13 protein-coding genes are annotated in these 17206 nt (G+C 72.1%); 2 read left to right on the top strand and 11 right to left on the bottom strand.

Annotated features, from left to right (window positions below; all coding sequences use genetic code 11):
• Genes ACIBG8_RS10060 through ACIBG8_RS10045 form a run of 4 tightly spaced genes read right to left on the bottom strand, consistent with a single transcriptional unit; the run spans window position 1 to window position 7530 of the window.
• Window positions 1-1155, bottom strand: coding sequence for an acyl-CoA dehydrogenase family protein (locus ACIBG8_RS10060; RefSeq protein ID WP_397342283.1), 1155 nt, complete (start codon window positions 1153-1155; stop codon window positions 1-3).
• Window positions 1146-1352 carry a hypothetical protein gene (locus tag ACIBG8_RS10055; protein ID WP_397342282.1) on the bottom strand — a complete coding sequence of 69 codons (207 nt, stop codon included), beginning with the start codon at window positions 1350-1352 and terminating at the stop codon, window positions 1146-1148. Before ACIBG8_RS10055 ends, ACIBG8_RS10060 begins: the two co-directional genes overlap by 10 nt.
• Complete coding sequence (locus ACIBG8_RS10050) at window positions 1352-6301, bottom strand: beta-ketoacyl synthase N-terminal-like domain-containing protein (RefSeq protein ID WP_397342281.1); 4950 nt, start codon at window positions 6299-6301, stop codon at window positions 1352-1354. Before ACIBG8_RS10050 ends, ACIBG8_RS10055 begins: the two co-directional genes overlap by 1 nt.
• Complete coding sequence (locus tag ACIBG8_RS10045; protein ID WP_397342280.1) at window positions 6298-7530, bottom strand: acyltransferase domain-containing protein; 1233 nt, start codon at window positions 7528-7530, stop codon at window positions 6298-6300. Before ACIBG8_RS10045 ends, ACIBG8_RS10050 begins: the two co-directional genes overlap by 4 nt.
• Before the next feature lie 148 nt (window positions 7531-7678).
• Between ACIBG8_RS10045 and ACIBG8_RS10040 the strand changes: the two genes are divergently transcribed.
• Together ACIBG8_RS10040 and ACIBG8_RS10035 are read left to right on the top strand one after the other, a co-directional pair.
• On the top strand, window positions 7679-8989 hold the full coding sequence (locus ACIBG8_RS10040) for a hypothetical protein (RefSeq protein WP_397342279.1): 1311 nt from the start codon (window positions 7679-7681) through the stop codon (window positions 8987-8989).
• A 145-nt stretch (window positions 8990-9134) separates the two neighbouring features.
• The gene (locus tag ACIBG8_RS10035) at window positions 9135-9860 is read left to right on the top strand and encodes a TSUP family transporter (RefSeq protein ID WP_397342278.1); all 726 of its coding nucleotides are present in this window, start codon (window positions 9135-9137) and stop codon (window positions 9858-9860) included.
• Window positions 9861-9870: 10 nt separating this feature from the next.
• Here the strand turns inward: ACIBG8_RS10035 and ACIBG8_RS10030 are convergent, their stop codons facing one another.
• The 7 genes from ACIBG8_RS10030 to ACIBG8_RS10000 form a co-directional block, all read right to left on the bottom strand.
• Window positions 9871-11085 carry a hypothetical protein gene (locus ACIBG8_RS10030; RefSeq protein WP_397342277.1) on the bottom strand — a complete coding sequence of 405 codons (1215 nt, stop codon included), beginning with the start codon at window positions 11083-11085 and terminating at the stop codon, window positions 9871-9873.
• 95 nt (window positions 11086-11180) lie between these two features.
• Window positions 11181-12086: a hypothetical protein gene (locus tag ACIBG8_RS10025; RefSeq protein ID WP_397342276.1), complete on the bottom strand. Its 906-nt coding sequence runs from the start codon at window positions 12084-12086 to the stop codon at window positions 11181-11183.
• Window positions 12087-12097: 11 nt separating this feature from the next.
• On the bottom strand, window positions 12098-13297 hold the full coding sequence (locus tag ACIBG8_RS10020) for an ABC transporter permease (protein WP_397342275.1): 1200 nt from the start codon (window positions 13295-13297) through the stop codon (window positions 12098-12100).
• Window position 13298: 1 nt separating this feature from the next.
• The gene (locus ACIBG8_RS10015) at window positions 13299-14027 is read right to left on the bottom strand and encodes an ABC transporter ATP-binding protein (protein WP_397342274.1); all 729 of its coding nucleotides are present in this window, start codon (window positions 14025-14027) and stop codon (window positions 13299-13301) included.
• Complete coding sequence (locus tag ACIBG8_RS10010) at window positions 14020-15834, bottom strand: peptidoglycan-binding protein (protein ID WP_397342273.1); 1815 nt, start codon at window positions 15832-15834, stop codon at window positions 14020-14022. Before ACIBG8_RS10010 ends, ACIBG8_RS10015 begins: the two co-directional genes overlap by 8 nt.
• 185 nt (window positions 15835-16019) lie before the next feature.
• Window positions 16020-16244: a translation initiation factor IF-1 gene (gene infA / locus ACIBG8_RS10005; RefSeq protein ID WP_397342272.1), complete on the bottom strand. Its 225-nt coding sequence runs from the start codon at window positions 16242-16244 to the stop codon at window positions 16020-16022.
• Complete coding sequence (locus ACIBG8_RS10000) at window positions 16241-17023, bottom strand: GNAT family N-acetyltransferase (RefSeq protein ID WP_397342271.1); 783 nt, start codon at window positions 17021-17023, stop codon at window positions 16241-16243. Before ACIBG8_RS10000 ends, infA begins: the two co-directional genes overlap by 4 nt.
• Between the last annotated feature and the right edge of the window lie 183 nt (window positions 17024-17206).

The raw sequence follows: 17206 nt of genomic DNA, 5'->3' as shown, positions 1-17206 counted from the left end.
TCACAGCCGTCGACGGGCCGGGATGACGAAGCGCCGGTAGACCAGCTCCCGGAGCACGTCGTCGCCGCCCTCGAGGATCGAGACGAAACGCATGTCGCGGAGCAGCCGCCCGATCGGCGACCGGTCGGTGTAGCCGAGGCCACCGAACATCTCCGACCCGATCGTGGCGATCCGCCAGCCCAGCCTCCCGCAGCACACCTTCGCGGTGACCGCAGAGCGCAGCGCGCCGCGGCTCAGCAGCTCGGCCGCCCCGTCGGGATCCGCCGCCAGCGCGTCGAACTCGGCGCCCGCTGCCAGGCACTGGTTGCGCATCACCTCGATGTCCATCTCCATCTGGCCGAGCTTCGCCGCGAAGACGGCGTTGGCCAGCAGGCTCTCGCCGTACACCCGCTTGTCCCTGGCGTAGGCCAGGGACAGGTCGCGGATGCGGCGCGCGATCCCCACGCCGCAGGCCGCGATCAGGGTCCTGGTCGTGTTGAGCCCCACCTCCAGCAGGACGAGGCCCGGCCCCCTGAGCGCGTTGGCCTCCGGCACCCGGCATCCTTCGAAGGTGACCTGGTAGGTGCCCGCGGCCGGCATCCCGAGGGTCTGCCAGCGCCGCACGATCCGTACTCCGGGCGTGCCCCTGGGGACGACGATCGCCAGATGTTCGAGGGGGTTGTCCGCCGAGACGGCGATGACCACGAGGAACTCGGCGAAACCGGCGTTGGTCGCGAACGACTTCTCCCCGTCGATCACGAGCCCGCCCGTCCCGCGCGCCGCGGTGGTGGTCATGGACGTCAGGTCGCTGCCGGCCGCGAGTTCGCTGCCGAGCGTCGCGGAGAAGCCGCCGGACGCCCCGACCTTGCGCAGCGTCCGATCCTTGAGCTCGTCGCTTCCGTACAGCGAGACCAGGGTGCTGCCCAGGATCGAGACGAAGAGGGTGAAGGCCGATCCCGCGTCGGCGTAGGCCAGCTCGGAGACGGCGTCGACGCTGTCGCGCAGCCCGACGCCGAGCCCGCCGTACTCCTCGGGCAGCCACCAGTTGGCGAGCCCGCGTTCGTGGAAGGCCAGCTGGGACCTCGTCGGCGGCTCAGCGGCCTCGTGTTCCGTCATCAGTTCGTGCGCGGCGTACTCGCGCACACCGCGCAGGAGCCGCTCCGCGTTCACCCCCATCGCACGCCCAGCGCTTCAGCCGCGACGGTCCCCGAGGGGCAGGGTCCGTTGAGCCGCCACGGACCGGCCACCGGGTGGATGAAGTCATCGGAGTGGCCGCGCTCCGTGAACAGGCGCTCGAAGACCCTGAAGCAGACGGCGCCGCCGGGGTGACCGGCGTCGGTCACCATCGGGCCGAGCCGCCCGAGGATCTCCATCACTCCTCCCGGCGGGCGGATGCGAAGGCGTCGGAGGGCATGGTCTCGTTCCCTTCCGCCCAGGCGCGGGAGATGTCGGTTCCCATGGCCGTGAGCCCCGAGAGGACCTCCTGCTGCCAGGGGGCGGGCTCGATCTCGCCCTCCCCGCCTGGGGTGCAGTTCGCCCAGGTCTGCCAGCCCTTGGCGACGAGCTGCTCGCCGCCGGGGGTGTGCCGGTGGATGGTGAACGTCCCGTACATGTGGTGCATGCGCACCCACGGGACCCTCATGCGGATCGTGATCCGGTCGTTGGCCCACATCTCCCCGAGGTACTTGAGGCTGATCTCGTCGGTGACCATGAGCGCCCGTCCGGTCATCAGCCCGCGCATGTACACGGGGAAGGTCTCGAAGGCCCATTGCTCCCTGCAGTGCCCGATCCAGTTCAGGAGCTCGGCGTAGTAGACGATGCCGACCGCGCTGGTCTCGCCGAACATCACCGCGTGATGCCACTCGTAACAGGGCAGGTCGCGGGGCTTCAGCGGGCGGCCGTAGCCGGCGGTCTCCAGCCCTTCCACGGTGAGCAGCACGCGCCCGCCCGGCTCGGCGGCCGTGTAGACGTTCCCGGCGAAGTCGCGGCGCAGCACCGCTCCGGACGGGCAGCGGGCGGCCACCTCGCCGTCCGAGCCGGGGTCGTACAGCCGGATCCGGCTGATCCGTACCGGCGCCTTGAGCTCGATGACGTCGGGCAGGACGCTCAGCCGGAACAGGGCGTCGAGCAGGAAGGCAGGCACCCGCGTGCGGCCGTCGGCGGGTATCGGACGCCACCGCGCCTGGGCGGCCTCCCTTCCCCAGGCGATGTCGAAGACGTTCCTGAAGGCTCCGGTCAGCTGGATGTCCGCGCCGGGCCGGCAGTACGGGTCGTCCACCGTGTAGGGCATCGAGCCTGTTCCAGCGGCGAACGCGGGCGGCGGCCCGGGATCGCCGAGCTTCACGACCATCCGCGCGTGCCTCCGGTCGTGGCGCACCACCTCGCCCGTCCGCTCGTTGACGACGTCGGACAGGAACTCGACCGCCACCTCGGAAGCGGCGACGGACTCCGCCCTGATCCGGTACTTCCCGTGGCCGATCCAGACGAACTCCTCGAAGGAGACGTCACACACCTCCTTCACGCGGGCATCCGGGCTCACACGCAGCGCGGCCTCAGCCGCGAGCGCGACCATGACGGCGCCGGGCAGCGCGGGCCGCCCGTCCACCAGGTGCTCGGCCAGGTAGCGGTCACGGGAGGGGTCCAGGACCAGCCGCCACTGCCCGTCCGGCTCCGGCTCCCCGAGGGGGCCGGGTCCGTCCGACCGGCTCCCGGCCTGGGCCGAGGTGACGAACACCGGTGCCGGTTCCGCTGTACGGCCCGCCGCCAGGTCGGCGAGGAAGAGCGCCACGCCTTCGGAGTCCGAGACCCCGCCGGCGAAGCCCTGCGCGGTCAGCATCTCCCTGATCTGGTCGCCGGACGCCGAACCGCTCTCCTCCCACAACCCCCAGCCGAGGGTGAGCTCGCGGTGGCCGGACAGGCGGCTCTCGTGCCGGGCCGCCGCCGCGAGGAACTCGTTGGCGGCCGTGTAGTCGGTCTCGCCGGGCAGCCCCAGAGCCGAGACGGCGGAGCCGAAGTTGATCCAGATCCTGGGCCGGCGGCCGGCGAAGGCCGCGCGCAGGTTGCGGTACGCCTTGACCTTCGTGTCCAGGCAGGTGCGGAAGCCCGCCAGGGTCTTGCCGGCCGCCGTCGCGGTCTCCTGGAAGCGCGCCGCGTGGATGAGCAGGTCCACCGGACGGCCGACCGCGTCGACCGCGGCGTTGACCGCGGACCTGTCTGTGACGTCGCAGGCCAGGTATTCGACGTGTGCGCAGTGTTCACGCAAGTCGTCGAGGTCGCGGATGAGCTGTCTCGCCTGCCAGTGCCGTTCGAAGGCCCTGGCCAGATCGGCCGGGCGTCCACTGGTACGGCGGGCCAGGAGGAAGTCCCTGCGCGCCGCGTCGTGGTCGGCGTCGGGAGCGCCCAGGATCTCCGGCGGCACGTCGGCCGGGTTGGTCCTGCCCAGCACCCAGATCGAAGGCCTGACCTGCCGGGCGAGGGCGCGCAGCACGGTGTTCGTGATCCCTCGGCCGCCGCCGACCGCCACGATCACCGGATTCTCGCCCAGTTCGACGGACTCCGCAGCGGGCAGCGGCATGGGGCAGAGCTCCTCGGTGTAGCGCGCGCCCTGCCGAAAGTAGACGACCGGCGGCCGGTCCACGACCGTTCCAAGCTGCTCCAGCCCCTCGATCGGGCCGGCGTCGGTCACCAGCGCGAAGACGTCCCCGCCCGGCTGCTCGAGCGCCAGGCTCCGGAAGAAGCCGGTGAACAGCGCCGACTCGGGATGGGGCAGGCACGCCTCCTGAGGGTCGAGGACCAGGGCGACCGCGCTCTCCAGCCTGCCGTCCATGCGCTGCACGCACTGCAGGGCGAGCTCGAGCAGGCGGCTGTGCTCGGGCGCCTCCTCGGGCCAGAGCGCGCCCGCCGTCCGGGTCACGACGCGCAGGTGCGTGCGGTCGCCGCCGATCAGGTCCAGGCCGTCCGGCCCGGTCAGCAGCAGCGCCCCTGCCGCGCGCGACGCCGCGGCCAGCTCCTGTGCCAGGCTCGCCGACCCGGCGAGGACCACGCAGCCTCGCGGCAGCGCCACCGGCCCGGTGCCCGCTGGGGGCTCGGTGCGCCGCAGCGCCGTCGCCCAGCGCTGGACCCCGTCCGTCACGGCCCCGCCGTTCAGCGTCGCGCGCAACAGGTCGACGACGCCTTGGGCGCCGTAGTAGTCGTGACCGGCGGTGGCGGGCGCCGGGTCCTCTGGCAGTTCCGTGTACGGCCAGCCGCGCCCCTCCGCGAAGGATCTGCGGGTCAGGGCCAGAAGGAAGGCGCCCTCGGCCAGGCCCTCGCGGCCGGTGCACCAGGAGGCCTCCTGCTCGGCGTTCGCGTTGAGGGCCAGCACGAGGGCCAGGTCCAGGCGCCGGTCCGCGAGGTAGCGCCGGGCGGTGCGCAGGGCCATCCCCGCCGAGTCCGCGCCCTTGTCGATGGTCAGCGCCGTGCCGTGCAGGTCCCAGCGGTTGGTGATCCAGTTCACCGCGAGGCTGGGGGCGGTGCCGACGAAGCTGACGTCGGTGACCTTCTGCCGGGCCCTGACCCGGTCCAGGTAGTCCGACAGGGCGCGCCGGTCACCGCCCTCGGGGAAGAGGGCCTCCAGTTCCGCCGCGGCCGACCGGACGATCGTGTCGTGGAGCGCCCTCGGCACGCCGGACTGCGCGCCGATCACCCCGGTCGTGTCGCGCAGGTCGGCCCACAGCTCTCCGTGCCTGGCGACGAGGCGCCCGGTCACGTCAAGGGCGAGCTGCTGGCCCCGGTCCAGCACGTCGGTGACGGTCGGGGAGATCCGCGACACCTGGATCGGCGGCCCCTGGTAGTGCTCGCCGAAGCGGGCGGGCGGCGGGCCGTCGCCGGTGCGCAGCCACCGCGCCACGGCTTCCTCGTCACCCTCGCCAGGCACTCTGGCGCTCCAGCCCACGAGGACCATCGGATCGTCGTCGGCGGCCGGTGGCTCAGCGTCGTCCGTGAGAACGTCGTGGACGACGACGTGCCCGTTGACCCCGCCGAGGCCGAGGCTGGAGACGCCCGCCGTACGCGGCCCCTGGCCGGACGGCCACGGCACGTCACGCGGCGGAAGGACCAGCCGGGTCTCGGCGAGAGCGGGCGCCGGGACGGCGAACCGGCGCGCGGCGGGGATCGTCTCGTGCTCCAGGGCGAGCAGGGCGTGGATCACCGAGACCGTTCCCGAGACCCAGCCGGTGTGGCCGACGATCGGCTTGTTGCTGGTGCAGACCAGGTCGCTGCTCCCGGCCGCCTCGGCGAGCACCTCGATCTCGGCCGCGTCGCCCGCAGCCGTGCCGGTACCGTGCGCGATCACCCAGTCGACCCGGCCGACGCCCCCGTCCCGCCAGCCCCGGCGCAGCGCCATCCGGTGGCCGCCCGGGTTGGGGGCGGCGATCGAGCGGCCCTTGCCGTCCACGGAAAGGCCGGGCCGGGTGAGCAGGCCAAGCACCCGGTCGCCGTCGGTGGCCGCCCGCTCGGGCAGCTTGAGCGCGAGCACCGCCGCGCCGTCGGAGAACACGGTCCCGTCGGCCGCCGCGTCGAACGCCCGCACGTCCGCCGACGGTGACACGCCGTGGAACTTGTCGGCGGTCAGCGTCATCGACCGGCCGACCGCGTTGACGCCGCCGCAGAACGCGACCTCGCACGTCCCCTCGTACAGGGACTGGATCCCGAGGTCGATGGCCGACAGCGACGACGCGCAGGCCGCGCCCAGCGTCAGCCAGTCGGCGCCGGCGGGAAGGAGGCCGGCGAACGCGCGGCGCACGATCTCGTGCGGCAGGACGTGCCGCAGGTCGGCGGGAGCGCACCGGAAGCGCTCCTCGAGCAGGGTGCGCAGGCGTTTCTCCTGGGTCCTGGCGGACTGCTCGTCGGCGGACAGGAGCGCGGCGAGCTCGCGCGCCACGGACGCGCAGAGGAGGCCGTCGTCGATGGCCATCGACCCGCCCGTCCACGCGCCCACGTAGCACGCCGGACGCCGCGGTGGAGCGCAGCCCTCCATCGCCTGGAGCAGGCTGTGGCGCAGCCACGTCGTCTCGGTGTCGCTCGGCTGCCACCGGCCGGCGGCGAGCTCGGCGGCCACCCGCGGGTGCGGGCGGAAGCCCCGGATGAAGCCGCCCTCGCGCGAGCGCACCCGGTCCGGGACGTCCTCGCCGGGGACGTGCATCACCTCGATGTCGAACCGCTCGGGGAGCGCGAATCGCGGGACGTCCTCCTGCAGGACCGACCACAGCTCGGCGGGGGAGGAGGCTCCCGGTACGGCCAGGCCGTACCCGACCACCGCGACGGGCGCCACCGGCTGGTTCACCGCGCTGCCGCCAGCTCGCGCAGGAGCCCGGCCATGTCGGCCACCGTCCTGACCCGCCCCGCCGGTATGCGCTCGCGCGGCGTCGGCAGGTCGAACAGGTCGAGGAGCTGGACGAACACGTTGGTCCGCTGCAGCGAGCTGACCCCCAGGTCGGCTTCGAGCTCGGTGTCGTCCTCGACCATCTCGGCGGGAAAGCGCAGCGCCTCGGCGTACGCCAGCCGGACGCGGTCGCGCAGCTCGGCCTCCGGCGGCAGCCCGTCGGCGACCGGAGGAGCCTGGACGGTCGTGACCCCGGGGAGCGCCGCGGCGAGCATCCGGGCCTGCACCTTGCCGGTCAGCATCGGCACGGTGACCGCGCGCGAGGGCAGGCACTCGGGAACCAGGCCGCTCAGCACCTGCTTGCCGCCGCACTCGACGAAGGTGCGCACGCCCTCGTCGTAGAGCCTTCGCAGGGACTCGCGGAACCGTACCGGCAGGACCAGCGTTCCGGCGAGCAGCTCCCGCGCGTCGTCGGCTGAGGCGATGTCGCGTCCCAGCTGCGGCGAGTGGACCCGGGCCAGCGGCGCCCTGACGGGAACGTGCTCGATCCGCTGGACGAGCCTGAGCGCCGCGCCCCCGAGTATCGGGTTGTGGTACGCCGCCTCGAAACGCAGACGGGTGGTCTTGATCTCCAGGACCGAGGCGATGTCCTCGAGCTTCCCGATGCCGTCCGTCAGGCCCGAGACCACGACCTGCGCCGGGCCGTTGTCCACGGCGATCGCGAGGCTGGGGTCGCCGACGGCCGCGCACAACCCGGCCACCCGGGCCGCTGGCGCCTCGATCGCGACCATGCCGCACGGCGGCAGCCCGCTGCCGTCCACCGCCTTGGTCCGCTCGCACAGCACATGCGCCGCGTCCCCGGCCGTCAGCGATCCGGCGACCACCAGCGCGCTGACCTCGCCGCCGCTGTGGCCGACCAGCACGTCCCTGGAGGTGCCGCGCTCGGCGAGCACGTCGGCGAGGATCAGGGAGGTGGCGAAGAACCCCAGCCACAGGTGGCCCGCGTGCTGCTCGGCGCCGTCGGCGTCCTCCATGAGCAGGGGGGACACCGGGCCCCAGCCGTGCCGCTCGGAGACCTCGTCGACCTCTTCGAGCAGCGCCATCCGCGCCGAACCCGGCCGGACGAAGGCGCTGAGCGACCCGGCGACGTGCCCGCTGGGTCCCGGGAACATCCACGCTGTCGTGTCCATGCCTCCCAGTAGCGGTGAGCGCGCGGGACGGGCCAAGAGCGGGGAGCGGCGGGCCTGTCGCGCTTTTGGAGATGTCGCTCCCTTGACAGCACTTGACCGATCTGTCAGAAAGAAGCTTCTGACCACGTCACCTGAGCGGGCCCTTTCCATGACCCGACCGCGGACACCGAACAGGGCGCTGCGCCTGCTGCTGACCGAGGTGCAGTGGACCGAGGACCAGCTGGCCAAGCGGGTCAATCGCGTGGCCGGGGAGTCGGGCCGCACCCTGGCCCTCGACCGGAGATCGGTCTGGCACTGGCTGGCGGGACGCCGGCCGCGATCGCCCGTCCCCGAGCTCATCGCCGAGGTCCTGTCCCGCGAGCTCGGCAGGCCGATCAGCCTCGACGACCTCGGGCTGGCGGACCGGAGGCCCGAGCCCGAGGACGGGGCGGGGCGCCGCCAGGTGCTGACCAGCGCGGTGTACAGCCTTTCCCTGCTCGCGGTGCCGAGCTGGAACCAGGCCGTCGCCCATGAACCGGATTCCGAGCTCGTTCCCGATTCCCCGGGCCGGTTGAGCCGCGACCACCTGACAGCGGCGGAGCGCATGGCCGAGGTGTTCTCGGCCGCCGACCTGGCCTTCGGCGGCGGGCACGCCCGGCATGCCCTGGCGGCCTACCTCTCCCAGGACCTCCTGCCACGCCTGCGCCTGCGCGCCCCCTTCGCGCTGCGGCGGCGCGGGCAGTCGGCGGCCGCCCAGCTGATGTACCTCTGCGGCTTCATGTGCTTCGACGACGAGCAGCACGGCCAGGCCCAGGCGTACTACCGGGCGGCCCTGGAACTCACGGCAGAAGCGGGTGACCGCCGCGCGTACGCCGTCGTCCTGCGCGCCATGTCGGTCCAGGCGAGGGCGCTCGGGCACCACCGCCAGGCGGTGCACCTGGCCGAGGCCGCGATCAGCACCGACCAGAAGCGGGCGGAACCGGTCCGCCAGGCCTTCCTGCTGGGCCAGATGGCGGTCGCGTCGGCAGCCGACGGTTCGAAGGACCAGGCCCTGTCGACGCTCAGGCAGGCGGAACGCCTCCTCGACCAGGCCGGTTCCGGAACCGACCTGCTGATCGGCGGTTACCACCCCGCGGCCCTGGCACACCAGCAGGCGGCCGTGCGCGCCCTGCTCGGCGACCGCCGCGGGGCGATCACCGATCTCACCGCGTCCGTACGGCACCGCCCGGTCACCGAGCGGCGGCCGCGCGCGATCACGCTGGCCCGCCTGGCCGAGCTCCACCTCGGCCAGGGGCACCTCGAACGGGCCGTGACGACCTGGGACGCGTTCATCGACGACTACCCCCACCTGCGGTCGGGCCGCGCGACCTCGGCCCTGCGGACCATGCGCCAGAGCCTGAAGCCCTACTCGCGCAACCCGGCCGTCAAGCACCTGCTCACCAGGGCCGCGCGGGAGGTAGGATCGCTGGCGAGTGTCTAGGGTTCCGCCGCCTGGCCGGTTCATCGGCTCAGGCGGGCTGGTCCGAGCGACACCGCCCCCGGCTCCGGCGGTCGCGGGTCAACTGAAGGGACAAAAGCCTGGAGGTCACGGCTCCCGCGAGCGCGGGAACCGGAGAGGCCTCTTCGTGTCCATCGTCGCGACGCTGCTGACCGCGTCCGTCCTTGCCTTCGGGCTCGCCTGGCTGTCGTCCGTGGGCGGCATGGGTGGCGGGGTGCTGATGCTGCTGGTGTTCACCGCCCTGTTCGGCCTCCAGGTGGCCGTGCCCACCCTCACCCTGACGCAACTGGCCAGCAACGGCGGCCGCGCCTGGTTCAACCGGCGCGACGTCCAGTGGCGGGTCATCGCCTGGTACGCCGCGGGCGCCGTCCCCTTCGCCCTGGCCGGTGGGCTTCTCCTGCCCTACCTGCCGGTCGAACCCCTCAAGCGGGTCCTGGGCGCGTTCCTCATCGCCGTCGTCGTCTGGCGCAGGGTCCGGCCGAAGCCCCACGCACCGGCCGACGCGGCGTTCGCCGCCATCGGCGCGGGCGCCGGGCTCGGCTCGTCCCTGCTCGGCGCGGCCGGACCGCTCGCCGCGCCGTTCTTCCTCGCCAAGGGCCTGGTCGCCGGCGCCTATATCGGCACGGAGGCCACCGCCTCGCTGCTCATCCACCTGACCAAGGTCGCCGCCTATGGCGCGGGCAGCCTGCTGTCCGCGCACGTGCTCCAGCTCGGCCTGGTCCTCACCCCGGCCATCGTCGCCGGGGCGTGGCTGGGCAAGAGGACCGTCACGCGGATGAGCCCCCGCGCCTTCGTCCTGGTCATCGAGGCCGGAATGCTCCTCGCCGCGATCCTCTTCCTCGCCGGGATGTGACGGGAACCGCTCACACGGTGGCCCGGACAACCTCCTTCACGGCGCTGGTGTGAACGCTGCGATGGCCCACGGTCACCGGCCCCAGCCCGGCGAGCGCCTGCACTATCCGCTCACGCAGCCCTCGCGCGGCGTCAGGACCGCAGACCATCCCGACCGTGACGGCCTCCCGGAGCAGGTCCGCGTTCAGGTCCGCCAGCCCTGCCACCACCCGCGCGGGCCGCCCGGCCGCCGCCTGGGGGTCGGCCCCGTCCATGAAGAGCACGAGGTCGCTGTCCTCCACGACGAGCCGCACGGCTTGCGCCTGATGCGAGGCGTGCTCGCACAGCAGGTCGAAGTGGTGCCCGGCCAGCGCGGGAAACCTCTGCCGCAACGCCGCGACGATCGGCATCGCCTCCTCGACAGGCATGGCCGAATCGACGACGAACGACACCCGGGAGCCGTCCGGCACCACGAGCCCGTCCGCCTCGGCCGCACTGCCGACGACGTGCGCGCCTTCACCGGCCGCGGCGGCCAGGACGGGCAGTACGGCGTGCGACGGGTCCCCGATCACCACGACGGTGTCGCCGCGGGCCGCGTACGCCGCGGCGTTCGCCTGCGCGCCGGCCGCCAGCGGGCAGGTGCCGTCCACCACCTCCAGCCCGCGCGCCGCCGCCTGCGCGTGCTCCGCCAGCTCCGCCCCGTGCGCCGGCCACACCACGACGGCGCCGTCGGGCACCTCGGCCACGCTGCCCGCGAACGCCACCCCCGACCGCTCCAGGTGAGCGATCTCGTCCTCGCCCGCAACCGGTCTTCCCACCGAGAAGACCCGCTCGGGCCGGACGGTCGCCGCCTCGGCCATTTCCAGCGCACGCCGTCCGCCCCGGCACAGGGTCTCGGCCGCCACCAGGACCCGGCGGCTGCGCAACACGGTCACCCACGTCGCCATCGTCTCCTCGGCCAGGGCCAGCATCGCCGGGTCGTCCCGGCAGGCCGCCACGCCCAGGCCACGCACCCGCCCGGCCCGGTCGAGGAACGAGGCGGCGAACAGCACCCCCTCGCCCGCGACGGCGTCCTCGGCCAGGCGCCCGATGCTCACCGGGACACCGGCCAGGCTCTCCGCGAGCAGTGGCGCCGCCGTACAGGTCGCCACACCGCGGTCCGGGTCGGTGAACTCGGCGGCCACGACCAGCGTTCCAGGCTGGATCGAGGCGACCGGCAGCTCGCCCACGTTCAACGTCCTTTTCATGCCTCTCCCGCGTTGATCTTGATCTTGCGGCACCCAGCATCAACCGATCATGGAAACGGGACCTGCAAGGCGGGTGAGAGGCGAGGCAAAACCTTCTAGCCGGCGCCCAGTTCGGCGTCGAGCTTCTCCTGGAGGCGCATCGAGGCGAGCAGCGCCGGGGTGCGGAAGTCCTTGCCGCAATCCAGGTCGTCCATCGCGATCTTGATCTCCTTGTCCAGGTACGGCTTGGCCTGGACGGGAGTCATCGGCTGGGTGACCTTGCCGTTCTTCTCGATCATCATGCCCTTGTTCTTGGTGGCCTTCTCGTAGTCCTTCCAGACGGTCTCCTGCATGTAGTACTGCAGCTTCGACGGCTTGGTCTCGGTGACCTGGTAGCCCTTGCCCTTGAGGCAGGTGGAGTAGGCCTGGCCCAGCTGGATGAGCTCGGGATTGCCGTCGATCTCCCGGCTCGTCCTGGCGTCACGCACCTTCTGGGTGGACTTCCAGTACTCCTCCATGCTCTTGATCTTCTTGCCGGTCTTCTTCTGCAGGGCCTCCAGCTCACACCTCTCGCGCGCCTTGTAGAAGGCCATCCGCTGCTTCTCCGGCAACCCCTTGAGGTACTTCTCGTTGGGGTCCGTGAAGCTGTTGGTCATCTTGAACTCGGGGTCGTCGGGGAAGACCATCCGGGCGAAGGTGCCGAAGCCGAACTTCGTCCTGAACCGCTTCTCCGCCTCGTAGTCGCCGTTGCGCCTGGCCTTCTGCTCGGGCGTCTCGGTCCGCCCGCTGTCCCAGGTGTACGGGCTGTAGGTGAACCCCTTGCCCTTCATGCACACGACGAGGGCCGCCTCGGTCTCCTGCGACTGCTTCTTCCACCTGGCCTCGGCCTTGTCCATCGCCGCCGCCAGCCCCGTCGGCTCGGCGCCAGGCTCCTGGTCGCCGCCCGTGGCCGGGCCGCCCCCGCTGCACCCCGTCAGGAGTACGGCTCCCGCCGCCAGCAACGCCATCGTCCGCATCTTCATCCGGTGCCCCCTCATCGCAACGCGTCCACTGGTTCCATGCGGGCCGCACGCAGGGCCGGATAGAGCCCGGCGGCCAGTCCCACCAACGCGCCAGCCACCGGAGCGGCCAGCGCGATCCGTACATCGAGCAGGGGCGTCCACTGCTTGGCCGCGGAGATCCCCACGATGGCCAGCACGCCCAGGCTGGCCCCGATCACCCCGCCGACCAGCCCGATCAGCGTGGACTCCGCCAGGAACTGGGCGGCGATGTGGCGGCGGGCCGCGCCCAGCGCCCGGCGCAGGCCGATCTCGGCGACCCGCTCCATCACCGTCACCAGCGTCACGTTGGCGATGCCGACAGCGCCGACCACCAGCGAGACGAGTCCGAGGATGAGGAAGAGCGCGTTGACGTCGCTCTGCACGGCGTCGCGCGCCCGCTTGGGCTGGGCGGGCGCGATCGCCTGGAGCGCGGCCTCGTTGCCCGGCGCCAGCGCGGTCGGCGCCTGCTTGGCGATCAGGTCGGTCGCGCCGAGCGTGGTGTTGATCAGCACGCGGGTGACCGTGGTGGCGCCGACCGGCTTGCCCGCGGTCGGCGGGATCATGACGGCGGCCGACAGGTTCTGCTCACGCTTGAACCCGCCCAGGATGCCGACCACGGTGTAGGAGTATTTGCCGAGGAAGACCGCGGGCGAGCGTTCCAGGTGGGTGATGCCCAGCAGCTTGGCCGCTTCCTCGCCGAGCACGGCGACCCGGTCGCCGCGCCTGAGGTGCCCTGCGTCGAAGAAGCGTCCCGCCTTCATCGTCCCCTGGACCGCGGCGGGCAGGCCGGGAGTGGCGGCGACCACGGCGAGCTGCTGCTGGGTCACCCTGGTCGGGTCGACGATCTGGTTGGAGCGGACCATCAGGCCCGAGGCGCCGTCGCCCACCGCGGCTGCGGAGACGACGCCGTTCAGCCGGGTCAGCCGGTCCACGGCGTTCCAGTTGACGACCTTCGGCGCCGCCTTGGCCGCCTGGCCCCAGCCGCCGTCGTTGTTGAGCACGTCGACGGTGATCGAGGTGGCCAGGAGCGCGTCGAAGCGGCCGACGATCTGGTTGCCCGCCGTGGCGGCCACGCCGAGCGTGATGACCAGCGTCCCGATGCCCAGGACCGTGCCGAGCGTGGTCAGCGCGGCGCGCATCGGCCTGGCCAGCGCGCCGGCCAGCGCCTCGTCGATGAGATCGCGGTAGTGCATCTCAGGCCGACTCGGTGAGGGTGCCGTCGGCGATGCGCACCCGGCGCGCCGCCCGTTCGCTCACCTCGTGCTCGTGAGTGATCACCACGATGGTCAGGCCCTGGGTGGCCCGCAGGTCGTCGAGCAGGTCGAGCACCGCCTCGGTGTTGCGTGAGTCGAGGTTGCCGGTCGGCTCGTCGCAGAGCAGCAGGCCGGGCGAACCCATCAGGGCACGGGCGATCGCCACCCGCTGGCGCTCGCCGCCCGACAGCTGCGGCGGGGCGAACTCCACCCGGTGGCCGAGCGAGACCCGCTCCAGGGCGGCCAGCGCGCGGACCCTGCGGCCCTTGCGGTCGCCGGTCCGCGCGTAGGTCTCACCCAGCATCACGTTGTCCAGCACGCTGCGGTGGGGCAGCAGATGGAAGGACTGGAACACGAAGCCGATCGCGCTGCCGCGCAGCCTGGTGCGTTCCCGCTCGCGCATGGTCGTGGTCTGGCGTCCCATGAGCCGGTACTCGCCGCTGGTGGGGCGGTCGAGCAGGCCGAGCACGTTCATGAGCGTGGACTTGCCCGAGCCTGACGGGCCGACGATGGCCACGTAGTCGCCCTGCTCGGCGCGCAGGCTCACCTCGTTCAGCGCGACCACGGGCGGGCTGGTGGGGAAGCTGCGGGTGACCCGGTCCAGCTCCAGCACCGGTGGCGCGCCGTCTTGTACCTGGCCGGTCTCCAGGAGGGCCTCGATCTCAGACACTCGGCACCACCACCAGGTCGCCCTCCTTGAGGTCGCCGCCCGAGACCTCGACCAGGCCGTCGGCCGACAACCCGGTGGTGACCTCGACCTCGCGGGTCTTGCCCGGCGCCGTCTGCAGCTGCACCCTTGCCTTGCCGTCCGCTCCGGTCACCACGGCGGCGATCGGTACGGCCAGCACCGCGCCGTCGGTGGCGCCCACGTGCAGCTTGACCGTGACGCTGCCGCCCGCGAACCGCTTGAGCCCCTTCAGCGAGTCGGGTGTCACCAGGATCGGCACCGTGGTGGCCTCCTGCTGCTCCTGCCCCTGCTGCTCCTGGTTCTGGCCGTCCTGCTGGCCGGAGCCGGGCAGCTTGGCCTTGTCGCCGAACGCCGTCAGCATGGCCTTCACCGTCGTGCCGCCCTCGGTCTCGATGGACGCCTTCAGCCCCACCTTCAGCAGGTCGGCCTCGGCGATGTCGACGAACCCGTAGGCCACCACCTGCGAGCTGGTCACCAGCGCGACGTCCTTCTCCACGGTGGCGCCCGCCTTGATCTCGGACTTGCTCACCCGCGCGGGCAGCGACGGCAGGAACACGACCTCGCCCGGCGGGACGGAGGTGCCGTAGGACTTCAGGAAGTCGGCCAGCGCCTCGCGGGAGGAGGCGAGCGAGGTGTTGGCGTTCTCCAGCTTGATCTTCCCCGCTGCCTGGTCGAGCTCCTTGCGCAGCGCCTCCTTGGCCTCCAGCAAGGCGTTCTTCGCGGTTCTGACGGCCTTCTCCTTCTCGCCGACCAGCTTCTCGCGCTCGTCCATCAGCTTTTGGCGGGCCCGCTCGTAGGCGCGCTCCGCCGCCCCGAGGTCCTCCCTGGCGCGGGCCACCGCGCGCTCCAGCGGCGCCAGGTTCTGGGTGGGCGTCGGCTGCGGCTGCGTGCTCGGCGTGGCGCTGGGGTCAGGAGTGGGTACGGAGGACGCGGCCTTCTTGGCGGCGTCCAGGTCCTCCTGGGCCTTGGTCACCGCCTCCCGCGCGTCGCGGACCGCCTTCTCCGCCGACTCGATGGCCGCTTCCTCGTCGGGCGTCAGCTCCGGCGAGCGCAGCTTGGCCAGATCCTCCTCGGCCTTGGCCAGCTCGATCCTGGCGTCGGCGACCTTGGCCTTGGCCAGCCGTACGACCGCGCTCTTGGCCAGCTCCTTCTTTTGCTCCACGACCGCCAGCCGGGCGTTGTTGACCGCCTCGCGCAGGCCCTTCAGCTCCGTCTTGACCGCGCGTGAGGGAAGCTGGGCCTGGTAGCCGCGCTTCTTGTAGAACGCGGTCACGGCGGAGGCGGTGGCCGCGTCGAACGTGCCGCTGACCTTCACCTTGTTGCCGAGCCTGTTCAGCGCCCGCTGCAGCTGCTTGACGTCGTCCCCCTCGACGCCCGGCAGCAGGGTGCGGTGCATCGGCACCTTGCCCCGCAGCACGAACACCGGCCGGCCGTTGACCTCCAGCAGGACGCCGCCCTCGCGGATCCTGCCGACCTTCGGCGCCCGGGTGACCCGCTGGGAGCTGCCGCCGTCGCCGATCGACGTGCTGGCCAGGCCGTTGTCGCCGACGACACCGGCCAGCGCGACGGGGACGGGCGAGCCGTACTCGATGGAGGCGTTCGCCGTGACCGTGGAGACCAGTTCGGCCTTCTCCACGGCCACGGTGATGCTCGACGGCTTGGGCGGGCGGCGCGAGGCCGCCTCGTCGGCGGGGGAGCGTAACCTTCCCGCGACGAGCCATCCGACGACGGCCACCACGAGCACGCCGGCGAGGACGACGAGGAGCAGCTTGCGAGGCGAGCGCTTCATGATTTCCCCCGGAACGCCAGGCGACCTTCCCAATTGCGGGCATTTGTGTCATTTCTGGCCACGACCGTGGAACGTAGCATGCGGACGCTGCCCCGCACCGGAAGAACGTTGATCTTCCGTGAAGTTTTCTGAACGTTACCTGTGAGTGAGATGTCTCAGTCTGTGACATTCGCCCCCGGCGATGGTCACGTCCGGTAGCGGAAGAGGATCCGGCCCCGGTTGAGGTCGTACGGGCTCAGCTCCACGAGCACCTTGTCGTACGGCAGGATCTTGATGTAGTTCCTGCGGATCTTCCCGCTGATGTGGGCCAGCACCTTGTGGCCGTTCTCGAGCTCCACCCTGAAGGTGGCGTTGCGCAGGCACTCCACGACGGTGCCCATGACTTCGATGCTTCCTGTCGCCTTCGTCATGGTCGTGTCCTCATCAGCTCCACGTTGCTGTTCGCCCGCCGGGCGCCGATGCCCTCGAACAGCGCCACGGCCGCGCCGTTGGACTCGTTCACGTCGGCGGACGCCGTCTCGATCCCGCAGCGGTGCAGCGACCCCAGCACGTGCGCGAGCAGCGTTCTGGCGATGCCGCGGCGGTGCCGGTCGGAGCGGACCGCGACCAGCCCGATCCGCCTGCACCTGGGCTGCCGGGCGACCGTCGTCACCCTGATCAGCCCCACGTACTCACCGGCGTGTACGGCTGCCGCGTACATCGACGGGTCCACCACCACGGGGAGGTCGGGGCGGGGGAGCACCTCGGCGGGCATCTCCCGCCAGCCGACGGTGGCCTCGACCTCGTCGTGGATCGTGCGGTGCAACGCGCGCAGGGGACCCTCCTCCGCCTGCCCGACGGGCACGATCGTCACGCCCTGCGGGGGAGCCGAGCCGAGGCCGGTGACCTGCGGGTCGGTGGGGACGAGGTACTCCCACTCGCGGCGCAGGACGGTGAAACCGGCCCGCGCCCAGCCGGAGGTCATGTCGAGGTCCGCCTCGTCGGCGACCGTGTAGAGCGGCGTCGGCAGGTCCGCCAGCATGGCGTCGGCGAGCCGGTCGAAGGCCGCGTCGTGCCAGGCGTCGATGCTGAGGAACGTCCGCCCGTCGGGTCTGCGCGAGGTGTAGCCGCGGCCGACCGTCAGGTCGTCCTCGACGGCGTGCCACTGCGTTTCCGCGACCCGGTTGACCGCCACGGCATGTTTGCTCATGCCGGAAATGAAGTTCATGGTTGTCGCCTTTCGGGAGAGCCTGGTCGGGGCGCTCCCGGCGACGCCTAGCGCTGTCGCTCGACCGTGAAAGCGTGGGGGAGCACCCACTTCGCTACTGCGTTCATGGGTCTCACCTCCTCGCGTCCTGTCACGGCCTCCGGCACGTTATCGCCGCCCCTCTCG

Source organism: Nonomuraea sp. NPDC050556, from assembly GCF_044457355.1.
Lineage (GTDB): Bacteria > Actinomycetota > Actinomycetes > Streptosporangiales > Streptosporangiaceae > Nonomuraea.
This window is presented reverse-complemented; position numbering and strand designations above follow the sequence as displayed.